Source organism: Saccharopolyspora dendranthemae (assembly GCF_007829955.1).
GTDB classification, from domain to species: Bacteria; Actinomycetota; Actinomycetes; order Mycobacteriales; family Pseudonocardiaceae; genus Saccharopolyspora; species Saccharopolyspora dendranthemae.
On sequence record NZ_VIWX01000002.1, the window covers coordinates 1,345,152 to 1,361,407 of the forward strand.

The 16,256-nt window shown below is 69.8% G+C and carries 15 protein-coding genes; 6 read left to right on the top strand and 9 right to left on the bottom strand.

Annotated features, from left to right (window positions below):
* Positions 1 to 38 precede the first annotated feature (38 nt).
* The 3 genes from FHU35_RS14955 to FHU35_RS14965 form a co-directional block, all read right to left on the bottom strand.
* Positions 39 to 977 carry an NAD-dependent epimerase/dehydratase family protein gene (locus tag FHU35_RS14955; protein WP_145739723.1) on the bottom strand — a complete coding sequence of 313 codons (939 nt, stop codon included), beginning with the start codon at positions 975 to 977 and terminating at the stop codon, positions 39 to 41.
* A 167-nt stretch (positions 978 to 1,144) separates the two neighbouring features.
* Positions 1,145 to 1,348 (bottom strand): cold-shock protein, encoded by a 204-nt coding sequence (locus FHU35_RS14960; protein ID WP_145739725.1) that lies wholly within the window; start codon positions 1,346 to 1,348, stop codon positions 1,145 to 1,147.
* Positions 1,349 to 1,669: 321 nt separating this feature from the next.
* Positions 1,670 to 2,863, bottom strand: a complete 1,194-nt coding sequence (locus tag FHU35_RS14965; RefSeq protein ID WP_145739727.1) for a Glu/Leu/Phe/Val family dehydrogenase — start codon at positions 2,861 to 2,863, stop codon at positions 1,670 to 1,672.
* Positions 2,864 to 3,369: 506 nt separating this feature from the next.
* Between FHU35_RS14965 and FHU35_RS14970 the strand changes: the two genes are divergently transcribed.
* The 3 genes from FHU35_RS14970 (at position 3,370) to FHU35_RS14980 (ending at position 8,249) form a co-directional block, all read left to right on the top strand.
* Positions 3,370 to 4,221, top strand: a complete 852-nt coding sequence (locus tag FHU35_RS14970) for a hypothetical protein (RefSeq protein ID WP_145739728.1) — start codon at positions 3,370 to 3,372, stop codon at positions 4,219 to 4,221.
* A gap of 117 nt (positions 4,222 to 4,338) precedes the next feature.
* Positions 4,339 to 5,937 (top strand): amidohydrolase, encoded by a 1,599-nt coding sequence (locus tag FHU35_RS14975; RefSeq protein WP_145739730.1) that lies wholly within the window; start codon positions 4,339 to 4,341, stop codon positions 5,935 to 5,937.
* Positions 5,938 to 6,068: 131 nt separating this feature from the next.
* Positions 6,069 to 8,249, top strand: coding sequence for a terpene synthase family protein (locus FHU35_RS14980; RefSeq protein WP_145739732.1), 2,181 nt, complete (start codon positions 6,069 to 6,071; stop codon positions 8,247 to 8,249).
* Here the strand turns inward: FHU35_RS14980 and FHU35_RS14985 are convergent.
* From FHU35_RS14985 to FHU35_RS15015, 6 genes are all read right to left on the bottom strand, one after another.
* A complete protein-coding gene (locus tag FHU35_RS14985) occupies positions 8,210 to 9,040 on the bottom strand; it encodes a serine hydrolase (RefSeq protein WP_145739734.1) in 831 nt (276 codons plus the stop codon). The genes FHU35_RS14980 and FHU35_RS14985 overlap by 40 nt on opposite strands.
* A gap of 55 nt (positions 9,041 to 9,095) precedes the next feature.
* Complete coding sequence (locus FHU35_RS14990) at positions 9,096 to 9,329, bottom strand: hypothetical protein (RefSeq protein WP_145739736.1); 234 nt, start codon at positions 9,327 to 9,329, stop codon at positions 9,096 to 9,098.
* A 3-nt stretch (positions 9,330 to 9,332) separates the two neighbouring features.
* Positions 9,333 to 9,572, bottom strand: coding sequence for a hypothetical protein (locus FHU35_RS14995; RefSeq protein ID WP_145739738.1), 240 nt, complete (start codon positions 9,570 to 9,572; stop codon positions 9,333 to 9,335).
* Between the two features lie 39 nt (positions 9,573 to 9,611).
* Positions 9,612 to 10,466, bottom strand: a complete 855-nt coding sequence (locus tag FHU35_RS15000) for a helix-turn-helix domain-containing protein (RefSeq protein ID WP_145739740.1) — start codon at positions 10,464 to 10,466, stop codon at positions 9,612 to 9,614.
* A complete protein-coding gene (locus tag FHU35_RS15005) occupies positions 10,453 to 10,962 on the bottom strand; it encodes a DUF6879 family protein (RefSeq protein ID WP_145739742.1) in 510 nt (169 codons plus the stop codon). The genes FHU35_RS15000 and FHU35_RS15005 overlap by 14 nt, the downstream gene beginning before the upstream one ends.
* A gap of 294 nt (positions 10,963 to 11,256) precedes the next feature.
* Positions 11,257 to 12,195: an ornithine cyclodeaminase family protein gene (locus FHU35_RS15015; RefSeq protein ID WP_145739746.1), complete on the bottom strand. Its 939-nt coding sequence runs from the start codon at positions 12,193 to 12,195 to the stop codon at positions 11,257 to 11,259.
* Positions 12,196 to 12,349: 154 nt separating this feature from the next.
* On the opposite strand from FHU35_RS15015, the gene FHU35_RS15020 reads away from it, so the two are divergent.
* The 3 genes from FHU35_RS15020 to FHU35_RS15030 are packed head-to-tail and all read left to right on the top strand — an operon-like array spanning position 12,350 to position 16,233.
* Positions 12,350 to 13,930, top strand: coding sequence for an aldehyde dehydrogenase family protein (locus tag FHU35_RS15020; protein ID WP_145739748.1), 1,581 nt, complete (start codon positions 12,350 to 12,352; stop codon positions 13,928 to 13,930).
* Positions 13,931 to 13,932: 2 nt separating this feature from the next.
* Positions 13,933 to 15,069: an NAD(P)/FAD-dependent oxidoreductase gene (locus tag FHU35_RS15025; RefSeq protein ID WP_145739750.1), complete on the top strand. Its 1,137-nt coding sequence runs from the start codon at positions 13,933 to 13,935 to the stop codon at positions 15,067 to 15,069.
* Positions 15,070 to 15,081: 12 nt separating this feature from the next.
* Entirely contained in the window at positions 15,082 to 16,233 is a 1,152-nt protein-coding gene (locus FHU35_RS15030; RefSeq protein ID WP_186459422.1) for a Glu/Leu/Phe/Val family dehydrogenase, read from the top strand.
* Positions 16,234 to 16,256 lie beyond the last annotated feature (23 nt).

A 16,256-nucleotide genomic window follows, 5' to 3' on the forward strand; every position in this document is an offset into this window, starting at 1 on the left:
AAACTGGGCCCTGCCGAGGCGCAGCACAGCTCGGACGGTCAGCCCGGCCAGAGACCGAAGAGGGAGGCGAAGCCTTCGCGCCAGCTCGGCCAGGTGGGCTTCCAGCCCAGGGTCTCGCGGAGCCGGAAGTTGCTCGCTCCGCGCTGCTCGGCGAGCTGGTGCACGGTCAACCAGTCCAACTGCGACTTCGCCTGCGCCGCCGTCAGCGCGACCGGCGCGGGAGCGCCGGCCATCCTCGCGTAGGCGGGCAGCCACTCGCTGGACTCGGCGGGCTCGTTGTCGACCACGTTGTAGGCGCCGGGGTCGCCGCCCTCCAGCAGTTCCAGGATCACCCCCGCCGCGTCGTCGACGTGGGTGAACGACGTGAGCCCGACACCATCACCGACGAGCGGCAGTTCGCTGCCGACGACGCGCGCGTGCACGTCACCACCGGGCGCGTAGTGGGTGTCCGGTCCGTACAGCGCGCCGTAGCGCAGGGACACGCCCTCGATACCGGTGCGGGTGAACAGCTCCTCCTCCATGGAGGCGAGCGCTCGCACCACGTCGCCCCAGCTGCCCGGGGCGTCCACCCACAGCGGTGAATCCTCTTCGAGGACATCGTGGCCGTGCGGGCGGTAGGCGGCGGTCATGCCCTGCGCGATGAACCGCCTGGCTCCGGCACCGACCGCGGCGTCGAGCAGGTTCTTGGTACCTCGCTCGCGCAGCTTCGCGGTGCGCCGCAGGGCTTCCTGCGGGTCCGCGGTGCCGAACGAGGAGGTCTGGTCGATCACGACGTCGGGCGCGCTGCGGCGCAGCTGTATTCGCAGCGAGTCGGGCTCGAGCACGTCAGCTGCCACGACCTCGTCGGCGGACAGCTCTTCCAGTCGGTCACTCCTGCGCCCCAGCGCGGTCACGTGATGACCGCGCTCCCGCAGCAGCGGCAGCAGAGTTCTCCCGACCACACCGGTCGCACCGGCGACAACCACACGCAGGGGCATTCCCCGAAACCTCGCACCTGGTCAAACGTCAGCGAGCCCCGAGGCTACCCCGGGATGCCTTGCCCCATCGGGTGAAACTCGCCGGTGATCGGCGAGAGGGAGATCATCTGCGACGAGTGGCGGCCGGCGCCCACGGACCGCCACCCGTCCAGACGAACCCGGAAGTCTCAGACCGTGCGGATGCCCGCCGCCTGAGGCCCCTTGGGCCCCTGGGCGATCTCGAACTCCACGCGCTGGTTCTCCTCCAGCGTGCGGAACCCGGTGGCATCGATGGCGGAGTAGTGCGCGAAGACGTCAGAGCCACCACCGTCCGGGGTGATGAACCCGTAGCCCTTCTCGGCGTTGAACCACTTGACCGTACCGCTAGCCATTCCTTGTTCTCCCGTTTCTGCTGACCGGGGTCCACACTGCGCAGATCCCTGGTTGCCGAACCGGTCACCTGCAGCCCGCCGAGCCGCACCACGGCACGAAAAAAGCGCCTGCGTTCTGGCAGGCGCTTTTCCAGCACTGCAAGGACCAAAACCGCAACCGGAAATCACGCTAGCACCACGGTTGCGGGTTGTCACACGTTGATCGCAGGCAGTCAACATGAGACGGTATCCGGTCCACCGCAGGACTTTTCACGCGGTTCACACGTCCGGACGCAAGCAGCGGTCCCCGGGCCGTCCGACCCGGGGACCGCGCAGCCCGCGTCACGGGATGCTCAGCAGCGCCTCCCCGCTCTCCTCGGCGACCCTGTTCTGCTCGGTGCGCTGCTCGGCCAGCATCAGCGCCGCGTCGCGCGGGGTGTGCCCCTCGGTGTCCCACGCCGCCAGCAGCAGCGGGATCTTGGCGAGCATCTCCTCGCGCAGCACCTGGAAGGACAGCACCGGGTCGGCGTCGACCCGGCCCAGCAGCAGCCACCAGGCCCAGGCAGCGGCTCCCGCGTTGGCCACGAAGTCCGGGATGACCGGGATCCCCTTGGCCGCCAGCATCTCCTCGGCCTCGGGCGTGACCGGGTTGTTGGCCGCCTCGACGATCACCCGAGCCGCCACGTCCGGCACCTGGTTGGTGCCGATGGCGAAGGAGACCGCCGCCGGGATCAGCACGTCGACCTGCTGCGAGAGCACCGCCTCGCGCGGCAGGTGCTCGACATCGGCCGGGACCTGGTCGCGGTCGATCTCGCCGAAGCGGTCGCGCGCCTCGAGCAGAGCCGGGACGTCCAGGCCGTCCGGGTGGTACAGAGTGCCCTTGGCGTCGGCGAGGGAGACCACCTTCAGCCCGGCCTCGTGCAGGTAGAAGGCCGCTCCGCCGCCCATGGTGCCCACGCCCTGCACCGCGACGGTCGTCTCCTGCGCACCCCAGGACCGGGAGTGCACGACGCCCAGGCAGCACTGCGCCACGCCGTAGCCGCCGACCACGTCACCGAGCAGGAGGCCGCCCGGCACCGGCGCGTTGAGCCCGGCCCGGACCCGGCGCAGCGTGCGCTCCGCGTCGGGCGCCCGGCGGATCGCCGCGTGGTAGGACTGGTGCATTCCCAGCTCTTCGAAGGCGTCGTCGATCAGGTGCTGCGGAACGCCGAGGTCCTCGGCGGTCACCCAGTGCGCGTCCAGCCACGGCCGCATCGCGTGGAGGTAGCGCCGGAGCACTCCCTTGGCCTGCGGGTCCTTCGGGTCGCAGTCGATTCCGCCCTTGGCTCCGCCCACGGGCAGCTCGAACACCGCGGTCTTGCGGGCCATGCCGCGCGCCAGGTGCTCTACCTCTTCCATCGTGCAACCGGCACGCATCCTGGTTCCACCGGTAGCGAGGCCGGATACCAGGGTGTGCACGACCAGGAAGCCGTTGCTTCCCGTCACCGGATCCGTCCAGGTGACCTTCATGAGCGGTTCGCCGCCGACGAGTCCCATGGGCGAATACCTCCTTTCAGAGCGCATACGAGATGGATCAAGCGATGGGGCTATGCCGAGATGGGGCGGTGATCCGCCCTGCTAGCCGGAAAGCCCGATCAGATGTGGGATAAGAGGGGTCTGATCGAGGGGAGAAGGTCCGCAGACCCGGCCGGACGCGGAAGGAGATTCAACTCAGTTCGCACAAGACCACCTCCCGCATCCGCCCGAATGGCTCGAAGCTAAGGCCGGGGAGTTGAGATTGTCAACAATCGTCGGTTCGGACAACCGTTACGGCGTCGAAACGGGTGCATGACGGCGTGTGAAACGGGCGTATCCGGTTGGTGCGTAACGAGATCAACTCACCTGGCCCCGTCGGGGCCGCGTTGGTTCTAAGCTTCTGATCGAAGGCTCTGGTGATGCCTTCACCGCCCCCTCGGGAACCCGTCGTTCGCGATCGAACCGACGGCCTCGGAGCGCGGTCATGGCGTGCATCGCCCCGCTGCACGACTGGAAGGATGGGAGTCATGAGTCAACCTGACCCGCCGGGTTCGCTGGACGAGGCCTCGCAGCAGCAGCTGATCCAAGAGATCGGCCGAGTGATCGTGGGTGCGCTGCCTCCCGGCTGGCAGGAGTCCACGACCGAGTACCGCGCGGTCGGCGACCACGTCGAGACGGTCTCCCGGCTCATCGCCCCCAACGGCAGCGCCATCCCGCTCGCCGCGCCCGCCGGCGTCGCCGATCTCTTCGCGCGGTTGCGCAGCGGCATGTACCAGTCCGACCGGGGCACCTGGGTCAGCGCCGTCTACCGGCTGCAGCGTCCCGGGAGCTTCGCGGTCGACTTCAACGGCGACAACGAGCCGGACTGGCAGACACCTCCCCCGGCCTCGGCCTACGCGCAGGAGCTGCGCGTGCACCCGCGCCCGCCCGAGGCGACACCGCAGTGGCTGGCCGGCGATTCGGCCCAGCCGGCGCAGGCCCAGCCCGCCCAGGGACAGCCCGACCAGGCATCGGCGTCGCTGCGCACGGCCGAGGTGTTCGACGACAGGGGCAATCCGATCACCGAACGCGCCGAGATCGGTCGCGCCGAGGCCGACCGCGTCGCGGAGTACCTGGAGAAGGCTCCGATCGTGCTGGCCGCGCGCAGCTACGACAACGACCGGATCGACCCGCAGCGGACCGCGTCGGTGCCGATGACCTTCCACACCGACGGCAGCTGGATCTGGCCGGGCGCGGTCGGTTACTACCTGCGTCAGCACGGCGTGGCACCTGAGCCCGAGCTGCTCAACCACATCCGAGCGCAGGGCTTTCACCTCCCGCAGGTCTCCGAACCGCAGCGCGAGCTGGCGGTGTCGGTGATAACGGGAGACCGTCGGTAGCAGCGTTGGCGGGAGCGGGGCGGTTCGGTCGAGCCGCCTCCTGCCGTCCCTCCTGTCCGGACGATCTCGGCGCAACTGGCCGCTCCACCGGTGCGCAGCGCCTGCGACAATCACCCCATGCGCGATGACGTGGCCTTCGTCGGCGGCCCGGTGGCCACCATGGACGCCGCGCGCTCGTTCTCCGATGCCGTCCTGGTGCGCGGCGGCCGGATCGCTGCCGTCGGCGACGCCCAGGTGCGGGAGCGGATCGGCCCTCGCACCGAGGTCGTCGAGCTCGGCGGACGACTGCTGCTGCCCGGTTTCCACGATGCGCACGTTCACCCGGTCTACGGCGGGATGCTCCGGTTGCGCTGCGACCTGTCGGCGGCCACCGGCGGGGCCGATTGCCTGCGGCTGATCGCCGAGCACCTGACCGCCCTGCCCGATTCGCCGTGGTTGCTGGGCGGCGGCTGGGACATGGCGCAGTTCCCCGGCGGGACGCCGACCCGGCGCGCGCTGGACTCGGTGACCGGAGATCGGCCCGCCTACCTCGTCAACCGCGACCACCACGGCGCCTGGGTGAACTCGGTGGCGCTGCGCTTGGCGGGCATCGACCGGCACACACCGGATCCGCCGGACGGGCGCATCGAGCGCGATCCGGCGGGCCGCCCGGACGGAACGCTGCACGAGGGTGCCACCCGTCTGATGGAGCACGTGCTGCCGGTGACCGGCGCCGCCCAGTACCTCCAAGCGCTGGAGGAGGGACAGCGCCACCTGCACGCGCGCGGGGTGACCTCCTGGCACGACGCCATCATCGGCCGCTACCTGGGTTACGAGGACCTGCTGCCGACCTACCTGGCAGCCGACGAGCGCGGGCTGCTGACCGGCAAGGTGCGCGGGGCGCTGTGGTGGGACCGCGACCGGGGCGTCGAGCAGGTCCCCGACCTCGTCGAGCGCCGCGAGCGGGCGCGCGGGCGGCGCTTCCGCGCCGAGACGGTCAAGATCATGCAGGACGGCGTGTGCGAGAACGCCACCGCCGCGCTCCGGTTGCCCTACCTCGGGCCGGACGGGCGCGGGTTGTCCTTCGTGTCCCCGGAGGAGCTGGCGGAGGCGGTGCCGCGGCTGACCGCCGAGGGCTTCCAGCTGCACTTCCACGCGGTCGGCGACCGGGCGGTCCGCGACGCGCTCGACGCGGTCACCGGCAACGGGCCGGAGCTGCGCCATCAGATCGCCCACGTGCAGGTGGTCCACCCGGGTGACATCGCGCGCTTCCGCGAGCTCGGGGTGGCGGCGACCGTCCAGCCGCGCTGGGCCGTCAACGACGCCGCGATGACCGAGCTGACCACGCCCAAGCTCGGCCACACCCGGGCGTCCTGGCAGTACCCGTTCCGCTCGCTGCGCACGGCCGGGGCGGTGCTCGCGGCCGGCAGCGACTGGCCGGTCTCGGAGGCCGATCCGATGCTCGGCGTGCACGCGGCGGTCACCCGGTGCGAGCCGGGGTCGGACGAGCCGCTGGAGCCGGGCGAAGCGCTCGACCTCGTCGACGCGCTGGCCGCCTACACGGCCGGCGGCGCGTGGGTGAACCACGTGGAGCACGAGACCGGGACCGTCGAGGTGGGCAAGGCCGCGGACCTGGTGGTGCTCGACGCCGACCCGTTCGCCCTGCCTCAGGAGGAGATCAGCGGCTGCGGGGTGGATCTGACCATGGTCGACGGGGAGTTCGTGCACCAGCGGTGATCTCGGCGCTGGGCCGGGCGGGCGATGTCGCAGCCCGATCGTGTGCCAACTCGGGCGAGGCATTGGCGGCGGGGCGAGTCACTGGTTCCGTCAGCGAGCGACGGTGCACACCTCTGGGAGGCCGCTGACCCATGTCGTTCCGACTGCCCGACTTCTACCTGTCCTACCCCGCCCGGCTGAACCCGAACCTGCAGCGCGCCCGAGAGCACAGCAAGGCGTGGGCGCGTGAGAGGGAGATGATCGACGTTCCGCAGCAGGGCAAGGAGATCTGGTCCGAAGCCGATCTGGACCGCGACGACTACGCCCTGCTCTGCGCCTACACCCACCCCGATTGCGACGGCGACGAGCTCGACCTCGTCACCGACTGGTACGTGTGGGTCTTCTACTTCGACGACCACTTCGTCGAGCTCTACAAGCGGGATCCGGACCTGACGGCCGCGCGCGAGCACCTCGACCGGCTGCGGATGTTCATGCCGGTGGAGGGCGACATCACCGAGCAGCCGACCAATCCGGTGGAGGCCGGGCTGGCGGACCTGTGGCGCCGCACGGTGCCGTCGATGAGCGCCGACTGGCGGCGCCGGTTCGCCGGCAGCACGACGGCGCTGCTGGACGAGTCCCTGTGGGAGCTGCACAACATCAGCGAGAACCGGCTGTCCAACCCCATCGAGTACATCGAGATGCGCCGCAAGGTCGGCGGCGCGCCGTGGTCGGCGAACCTCGTCGAGCACGCCGTGGGGGTCGAGGTTCCGGCGGAGCTCGCCGCGACCCGCCCGCTGAAGGTCCTGCGCGACACGTTCTCCGACACGGTGCACCTGCGCAACGACCTGTTCTCCTACGAGCGCGAGGTCACCGACGAGGGCGAGCTGAGCAACGGCGTGCTCGTCTTCGAGCGGTTCCTCGGCTGCGATACCCAGGAGGCCGCCGAGACGGTCAACGACCTGCTGACCTCGCGGATGCACCAGTTCGAGCACACCGCGCTGACGGAGGTGCCGAGGCTGCTCGAGGAGCACCGGGTGGACCCGGTCGGACGCTTGGCGGTGCTGTGTTACGCCAAGGGCCTGCAGGACTGGCAGTCCGGCGGGCACGAGTGGCACATGGCCTCCGGGCGGTATCCCGAGGGCGGGGGCATCTCGTCGGTCCTGGGTGGCCCGACCGGCCTGGGAACCGCGGGCGCCTACATCGCCAAGTCCCTGGCCTCGACTGCGCCACAACGCCTTCGGAGCTTCACGAGGGTTCCGTTCCAGCCGGTCGGCCCGGTTCAGCGGCCCGAGCTGGAGGTGCCGTTCGAGTTGAGGTTGTGCCCGCACCTGGACGTCTCGCGCGAGCACGCGGTGGACTGGTCGCGGGAGATGGGGATGTTCGCCGACGCCCCGCCGGTGTGGGACGAGGCGGCGGTGCGGTTCAACGACCTGCCGCTGTGCGCCGCCGGTCTCGACCCGGACGCCTCGATCGAGGAGCTCGACCTCGCCTCGCACTGGCTGGTGTGGGGAACCTACGGCGACGACCTCTACCCGCAGCGCTACGGCCACGTCCGGGACGTGACGGGCGCGAAGGCGCAGAACGAACGGCTGAAGCAGGTCATGACCGACGCCGGTGAGCCGGGGATCGTGCCGGTCAACATGATGGAGCGCGGTCTGGCCGATCTGTGGCGGCGCACCACCGCTCCGATGAACGCCCGGGAGCGGCAGTCGCTGCGCAGCGCCGTGGAGGTGATGATCGACAGCTGGGTGTGGGAGCTGGACAACCAGGCCCTCAACCACGTTCCGGACCCGGTGGACTACGTCGAGATGCGCCGCGCCACCTTCGGTTCGGACATGACGATCAGCCTGGCCCGCTTCGCCCACGGCGACGTGGTGCCTCCGGAGCTGTACGAGACGCGCGCGGTGCAGAACCTGGAGAACTCCGCGATCGACTGCGCGACGATGCTCAACGACGTCTTCTCCTACCGCAAGGAGATCGAGTTCGAGGGCGAGGTCCACAACGCGGTCCTGGTGGTGCAGAACTTCCTGGACTGCGACGCCGATCGCGCCTTCGAGATCGTGCACGGGCTGTTCAACGCTCGGATGGAGCAGTTCCGGCACGTCGTCGACGTGGAACTGCCCGTCCTGTACGAGGAGCGGCAGGTGTCGCCGGAGGCCCAGGAGGCGTTGAACGAGCACGCCGAGGAGCTCAAGGACTGGCTCGCCGGCATTCTCAACTGGCACCAGCAGGTCGCCCGGTACCGGGACACCGAGCTTCGCCACAACGTCCCGATGAGCGGGATCCGCTCGCTCTACGCGCCTTCGGTTCCGTGGAACCCGGTGTTCGGCTGAACCATCGCTCGCCAAGCGGCTTCTCCGATGGCGGCGATGGCCTCGACGCCGTCGCCGCCTCGGTAGCCCTTGTTGGACACCGGGTCGGTGAGCTGGTCGACGAGCACGGCCAGCACCACCTGCGGGGTGTCGTCGGTGCTCAGCAGAGCGACGTCGTGACGCAGCCCCTTGATCTCGCCGGTCTTGTTCCAGCAGCGCGCGTTCTCCGGCAGCAGCAACGGGATTCGGTCCACGACCTGCTGCCGCGACAGCACCGCCAGGGCGTGCTCGGCGAGCTCCGGCGGCAAAGCCTCGCCCTCGGCGAGGGCGGCCAGGACGCGGGCCTGGTCGAGCGCGGTGGTCCGCAGGACCCCGGGAGCTTCCGTGTCCATGATGTGCCGCTCGATCCGGGTTCCGGTGCAGCCCAGGTCCGATGTGCACTCGGCGATCGCGCGGAACCCCACCTGGTCGATGACGGCGTTGGTGGCGGCGTTGTCGCTGACCACGATCATCAGGTTGATCAGGTCGCGCAGCGAGATCGCGGGCACGCTGGGCATCTCGAACAGCACGCCGGTCCCCCGGGTGCGCTCGGGCGGGAGCGGCACCAGCTCGTCGAGGTTCGAGCGCCCGTCGGCGACGGCCCGCAACGCGGTGATCATCACCAGCACCTTGATGGTGCTGGCCGAGTGCACCTCGACCTCCGCACCGCGCAGCACCGGCGCGTTCTCGCGGAGGTCCCAGCTCGCGATGCCCACGCGCCCGGGAAGCTCCAGTCCCGCCAGCGCCGCCTCGAACCTCGCCGCGTACCCCACCCGCAAACCTCCTCAACGCCGTCCTCGCCCGCCAAGGAAAGCACACCGAGCGGCGTCACTCGCGGACCCCGGCCCGCTTCGCCGCAGTGGCCCGCAACCAGGACCGGGCTCGTTGGTGCAGGTCGTGGACGTCCTTCCACGACCGATCGACGGGGATCACGGCGACTCGTCGGCCGTTGCCGTGCACGGGCCCGGTGTCGCCGCGCAGCACGTCGATCGCCGGATCACCCCTCCCCCAGCGGAAGGTGAAGCCGCCGAGGAACAACCACTGGCACGGGATGCGGGCCATCGCTCACCGCCCGCAGCACGGGCAGCCGCACGCCAGGAAGTGGTTCTCCGCGTGGAAGTCGACAGCGTCCCTGGCGATCTGATCCATGTCCGCAGCGACCCGGAAGCAGGCCGGCCCACCGACCGGGCACACCAGCCAGCTGCGCCCGTCGACGAGAACCGTCGTGCGCCTGCGCGTTTCGCACTCCGCCGGCGACCTCGGGGGCTTTTCGGGATCAGTCCGCCCCTCGCTCAACATCACCATGAAGCGAAATTAGACGCAGCGAGAACCGCAATTCCAGTTCTAGTCAGGACCTCGCATAAACTCGTCGGCCACCGAATTCAGAAGCCGCCGAGCCGCAGTTCCCGAAACTGCTCGCTCCCGAAAGTAGTCGAACACGTTGAGGTGATACGAGATATCGCGGTAGTCCCGGAGAGCGACGGTTCCGGAGAACATTTCGACGGTGGCAAGGCGCTCGTCGTAGATCACGAATATGTTCAACGGCGGCGACGTGATCGAGGCCGTGTGCGGCAGGATTGCCAGGTCCACGTTCGACCGCTCGGACGCAGTGGCCATGTGCCGGAGCTGCTTCACCATCACTGGCGCGGACGCTTGCTTCAGTCGCACAGCCTGCTCCGTTAGCAGGAAGTGGAACGTCCGGGATTCGTCGTCGAGGACTTCCTGGGCTTCCGTCCGGGCTTTCACAGCGCGGTCGACGTCACGCGCGGTGTCACCCTCGATAACCGGAGTCAAGACGCTTCTCGCGTACTCCGGATCCTGAATGAGACCGGACGGGATGACCGGGAGAAAATGCCGAACCGTCGTGGATGCTTCGCACAGCGCCTTGATCTCGGCCTGTCGACGCCAGATTCCCAACCGGGCCGCCGAACGAGCCGAGACGTAATCAACATTGGCCGATCGCGCGGCTGTGAGGATGTCGAGTTGAGCGTCCGCCGGCACATCGAGTGCCAGCATGATCCGTTCGACATCGGCAACGCTGGGAAGGGCCCGTCCCGATTCGATCCTGCTGATCTTGGACTGGGACATGGCAGCACGAGCGGCCAGCCTCTCCCCGGAGAGCCCGGCCGCTTTACGCAACTGCTTCAGCGAATCAGCTAAATCCCTGCGATCCCGCTTCTCGTTCTCAGGTTCCAGCATGGAACTCGTGGAAAGCAACCGAATGCGCGAGCGCTGTATCGCGCCACTTCAGGTACTTCGAGAGGTCAGGATTCTCGAGCTGCTCCCGGTTGATCATCGTACCGTCGGGGTTGAAGTTGAGATCCACCACGATCTGATCGTCGAAGAGCCAGAAGTCCTGGGACGGCAGATCAAGCTCAAGTTCGGTGAGATCCAGGATCCGGATGTCCTCCCCAGCCTTGATGTTGCCAGGAATGGCCCACTCGAACTGATGCCGCAGGTACTCCGTGAGCGGCCTGCGGACAACGCGGACACGTCCCATGGACACACCGCGTTCGACATAGCCCGAAACACGCTCGTGCCAAGCGGAGTTGAATCCCTCCGGCACAGGCTCACCAGCGCGCCAGAGCTCAAGGTCATCCTGCTCACCAGGCATGGTGTAGGTCGGCTGAGCCTCGAACCGCCATGCCGAGCTCTGACAATTCGCGAACCGCTCACGCAGGTTCGAAAGGATCACTTGTGACCTCCTGAAGGGCTCCAACAGCGGCAAGGACAACGCTCGGGGGAAGCTCGACGGCCGACTCCCCGTCTCCCAGGGTGAGCCCTTCCGTGCCCACTTCGACCGGCACCCCCTGGATCACGGCCGTCCCCCTATCGGACACGTACACGGCAGGACAATTCTCGTCCTTGCACTCCGTCACCTTGGATAGCTTCATGGCTCCATGATTCGTGGAGCTGAGACCGTCGATCAAGCTCCAGGAGGATTTATGCACGATGTTGGGTAACCGTCACCCGCATGAGGCACTCGCGATCACAGCAAGCCCAGGACTGCGAGGGCTGCTGCTGCGTCTTGGACGCCGATGCCGACGCTGTTGTAGAAGATGAGCTCCTCGGCGGATTTTCGGCCCGGGGCTTGGGCGGTGAGGATCGTGCCGAGCGGGGTCAGTCCGTCCCTGTCGAGGTCGCCGGTGTCGAGGGCGGCCATGATCGGACCCGCGTGGTGGGCGGCCGTGTCGACGTCGTCGACGACGATCCTGTCCGCTGCGCGCAGGAGGTCGCCGTCGACCTCCCGGCGGTGGGGTTCGAAGCTCCCGACGCTGACCACGGTGGCACCCGGGGCGAGATCGGCGGTCTCGACGACCGGGTCGGGGCTCAGGGTGCAGGCGACCACCATCGCCGCGTCGCGGACCGCCTCGGCCGCGGTGGCGGCCGGCCGGACGTCGAGTCCGAGCTCCGCGGCGAGCGCAGCGGCGGTGGACTCGCGGCGGGCCGCGTCGCGGCTGTGCACCCGGACCTCGGTGAGCGCGCGGACTCGGGAGACGGCGCGCACGTGGGCTCGGGCTTGGACTCCGGAACCGATCACCGCCAGCACGTCCGCGTCGGTCGGCGCCAGGGCGTCGAGGGCGACGGCGCTGCCCGCGGCGGTGCGGAGCTCGGTGAGCGCGGTGCCGGACATCGTCGCGGTGAGCGTTCCCGTCTCGGCGTCGAGCACCAGGACCGTGGCGTTGATCGACGCCGTGCCGCGAGCGGCGTTCCCGGGGTTCACGGACACGAGCTTGGCGACCGGGCCGTGCCGGGGCGAGAGCCTGCTCAGGTACGACAGGGCCGTGTCCTCTCCCGTCCTGATCGCCGTCTTCGCCGCTTGCTGGGCCTCTCCCCGCCCCAGGGATTCGAAGGCCAGGCGTTGCGAGGCGATCGCGGCGTCGTAGTCCAGCGCCGCCGCCACGTCCGTGTCGCTGAGGAACCTCATGCTGCCCGACGTTGGCACATCGGTGGGCCCACCGGAAGGCAGCAGCAGCGATGCTGGATCTCAGCGAGACGAGAAATCACCCTTCTGATGCTCAACAGGGCGGGCTCCGGCGTTCTACGGTGATCCCAGCGTGGTCCCGAGCAGGAAGAGGTGCATGTCGGTGCAGGCGACGTTGAGCTCCGTGATCGGCCCGGACGCCCCGGAGGTGATCGACGGCGGAGGCGAGTACCTCTCGAAGAACCCCGCGAACCTCGACGACGTCGTCGCCAAGGTCGCGCTGGGCACCCCCGAGACCCTGCGGGTCGCGACCGAGCAGGCCCACCGCGCCCAGAAGGAGTGGGCCGAGGTGCCCGCCCCGGTGCGCGGTCGCGTGATCGCCGGGTTGGGACGTCTCGTCGAGGCCAACAAGGAATCGCTCGCCCGGCTGGTGACCCGCGAGATCGGCAAGCCCTACGCCGAAGCGCTCGGCGAGGTGCAGGAGATCGTCGACACCTGCGACTTCTTCCTCGGCGAGGGCCGCAGGCTCTACGGGCAGACCGTGCCCTCCGAGATGCCCGACAAGCAGCTGTTCACCTTCCGCGCGCCGGTCGGCGTGGCGGTGGTGATCACCGCGGGCAACTTCCCGGTGGCGGTGCCGTCCTGGTACCTGGTCCCGGCGCTGCTGTGCGGGAACGCGGTCGTGTGGAAGCCCGCTGAGTACGCCGCGGGCGCGGCGCGCGCGGTGGCCGAACTCGCGTGGAAGGCCGGCGTGCCCAAGGGCGTGCTCAACCTCGTCTACACCGACGGCGAAGCGACCTTCAAGGGCTTGGAGGCCTCCCTGGAGGCGGGAACCGTCAACAAGGTCGGCTTCACCGGCTCCAGCGCCGTGGGCACCCGGGTCGGCGAGCTGTGCGGCCGCCACCTGCAGAGCCCGTGCCTGGAGCTCGGCGGCAAGAACCCGATGATCGTCACCGAGGACGCCGACCTGGACCTGGCCGTGGAGGGCGCGCTGTTCTCCGGGTGGGGCACCGCGGGCCAGCGCTGCACCTCGCTGGGCAACCTCATCGTGCACCGCGACGTCAAGGACGAGTTCACCTCCCGCCTGGACGCGGCCCTGCGCGCGGCCACCGTCGGCGAGCCGAGCGGCGACGTCCTCTACGGGCCGATGCTGGACGCGAAGTTCGCCGAGAACTTCGAGTCCATCTTGGACACCCTGCAGCCGCACCACACCCCGCTCGGTTCCGACTCGGTCGGGCGCATCTCGAACGACAAGCCGCGCAAGGGATTCCACGGGGACCCGGCATCCGGCCTGTACTACCACCCGGTGCTGGTCGACGGGATGCGCAGCGACGACCACATCTTCCGCAACGAGACCTTCGGCCCGATCGTCGGCATCACCACCTACGAGACGCTGGACGAGGCGATCGAGCTCGGCAACGCCCCCGGTTACGGGCTCTCGGCGGCGATCTACACCTCCGACCCGGCCAAGGCGTTCCGCTTCCGGCAGGGCACCGGGGCGGGCATGGTCAGCGTGAACAACTCCACGTCCGGTGCCGAGGCGCACCTGCCCTTCGGCGGCAACGGCAAGTCCGGCAACGGCAGCCGCCAGTCGGGCATCTGGGTGCTCGACCAGTTCACCCGCTGGCAGTCGCTGAACTGGGACTTCTCCGGCAAGTTGCAGAAGGCCCAGATGGACGTCGACACCGTCGAGCCGGAGCTCGACTTCCGACTGCCTCCGGAACTCGGCGGGAAGTAGTAGTGCTCCCGCCCTCAGCGGAGGTCGTGGTCGTCGGAGGCGGGGCGGTGGGCGTCAGCACCGCCTTCCACCTCGCCGAAGCCGGCGCGGACGTGCTGTTGCTGGAGCGCGCCGAACTGGGTTCGGGCAGCACCAGCAAGGCGGCCGGAGGTGTCCGGGCCCAGTTCTCCGACCCGGTGAACATCGAGCTCGGGCAGCGCAGCCTGACGGCGTTCGAGGACTTCGCCCGCAGGCCCGGCGGCGAGATCGACCTCAAGCAGCAGGGGTACCTGTTCCTGCTGTCGGATCCCGACGACGTCACGGCGTTCGAGACGAGCGTCGCGCTGCAGAACTCGCTGGGCGTGCCCAGCAGGATGCTCACTCCGCAGCAGGCGTGCGCGCTCTCACCGCTGGCCTCCCCCGACGGGTTGCTGGCGGCGGCCTACTCGCCCACCGACGGGCACTGCACCCCGGAGGGCGTGGTGCAGGGCTACGCCCGCGCGGCCCGGGAGCACGGCGCGGTGCTGCGACACGGCGTGGAGGTGACCGGGATCGACCTCCGTGGCGGCGAGATCGCCGGGGTGCGCACCGCCGAGGGGTCGGTGCGCACCACCGCGGTGGTGTGCGCGGCCGGGGCGTGGTCGGCGGCGATCGGCGAGTTCGCCGGCGTCGAGCTGCCGGTGCGCCCGCTGCGCAGGCAGATCCTGGTCACCGAGCCGATGCCCGACCGCCCGCCGCGTTCGCCGTTCACGATCGACTTCGCCACCAGCTTCTACTTCCACGAGGAAGGCCCCGGGATGCTCGTCGGCATGTCGGACCCGGACGAGGAGTTCGGATTCCGGCTGGGCACCGACGACCGGTGGCTGGGCAGGCTCGGCGAGGCCGTGGAGCACCGAGCCCCTCGGCTGGCCGAGGCCGGTGTCGCGCACGGCTGGGCCGGGCTCTACGAGATCACCCCTGACCACAACGCGCTGGTCGGCCACGACGGCGGGTTCTACTACGCCACCGGCTTCTCCGGGCACGGCTTCCTGCAGAGCCCGGCGATCGGCGAGGTGATGCGCGATCTGGTCCTGGGCCGCACACCGCCCATCGACGTCTCCGGCCTCGACGTGCGCCGCTTCGACGGCGCCGCGCCCCGGCCCGAGCACAACTGCGTGTAGGAAGGGACAACCGTGGTTGATCTGTTGCAGGAGATCGACGAGTGGGGCCCGGAGAAGGTCGTCTGCGTCTCCGACGCGCGCACCGGGATGCGGGGCGTGCTGGTCATCGACAACACCGCGCGCGGCAGCGGCAAGGGCGGTACGCGGATGGCCGCGAGCGTGACCACCGCTGAGATCGCCCGGCTGGCGCGGGTGATGACCTGGAAGTGGGCGGCGGTCGACCTCTTCCACGGCGGGGCGAAGGCCGGCATCGTCGCCGACCCGGGCTCCCCCGACAAGGAAGCCGTGGTGCGGGCCTTCGCGCGCCGCCTGGCCGACCAGATCCCGGCCAGCTACGTCGCCGGGCTCGACATGGGCATGACCGAGCACGACGCCGCGATCATCCAGGACGAGCTCGGCGATCGCGGGGCCGCCGTCGGTGTTCCCGAAGCCCTCGGCGGGGTTCCCTACGACCAGCTCGGGGTGACCGGGCACGGTGTCGCCGAAGCCGCCCTGGCGGCGCTGGAACGAGCGGGAAAACCGGTCGCCGGCGCGAGGATCGCGGTGCAGGGCTTCGGCGCCGTCGGCACGGCCACCGCAGCGCGGCTGAGCGCGCTCGGAGCCCAGCTGGTCGCGCTGTCCACAGCGGACGGTTCGGTGCACGACCCGAACGGTCTCGACGTTCCCGCGTGGCTGGCGGCCCGGGCGGAGTTCGGCGACACCTGCGTCGCGAAAGCCACCCCCGCGCAGCGCATCTCGCACGGCGAGGAGCTGACGGTGGACTGCGACGTGCTGATCCCGGCCGCCCGGCAGGACGTCATCGACGAGTCGGTCGCCGCCCGGATCCGCGCCGGGCTGGTCGTGGAGGGCGCCAACCTGCCGACCAGCGTCGCCGCTCGCCGGGCGCTCGCCGCTCGCGGGGTGGAGATCGTGCCGGACTTCATCGCCAACGCCGGTGGAGCGATCGCCGCCGGGTTCGCGATGGACGCGAGGTACTCCCCGTTCCGCCCGGAACCCGCCAGGATCCTCGACGAGGTCGCGACCCGGACCCGGCGCAACACCCTGCTGGTGCTGGAGACCGCGGCCGTCTCGGGATCGCTCCCGCACGCCGCGGCGCTGGAGATGGCTCAGCAGCGGGTCCGCGAAGCGATGCGGCTGCGCGGCCGCTCGCCCGTGCCGGCCTGAACCCATCGGAGGCGGTGAGGAGT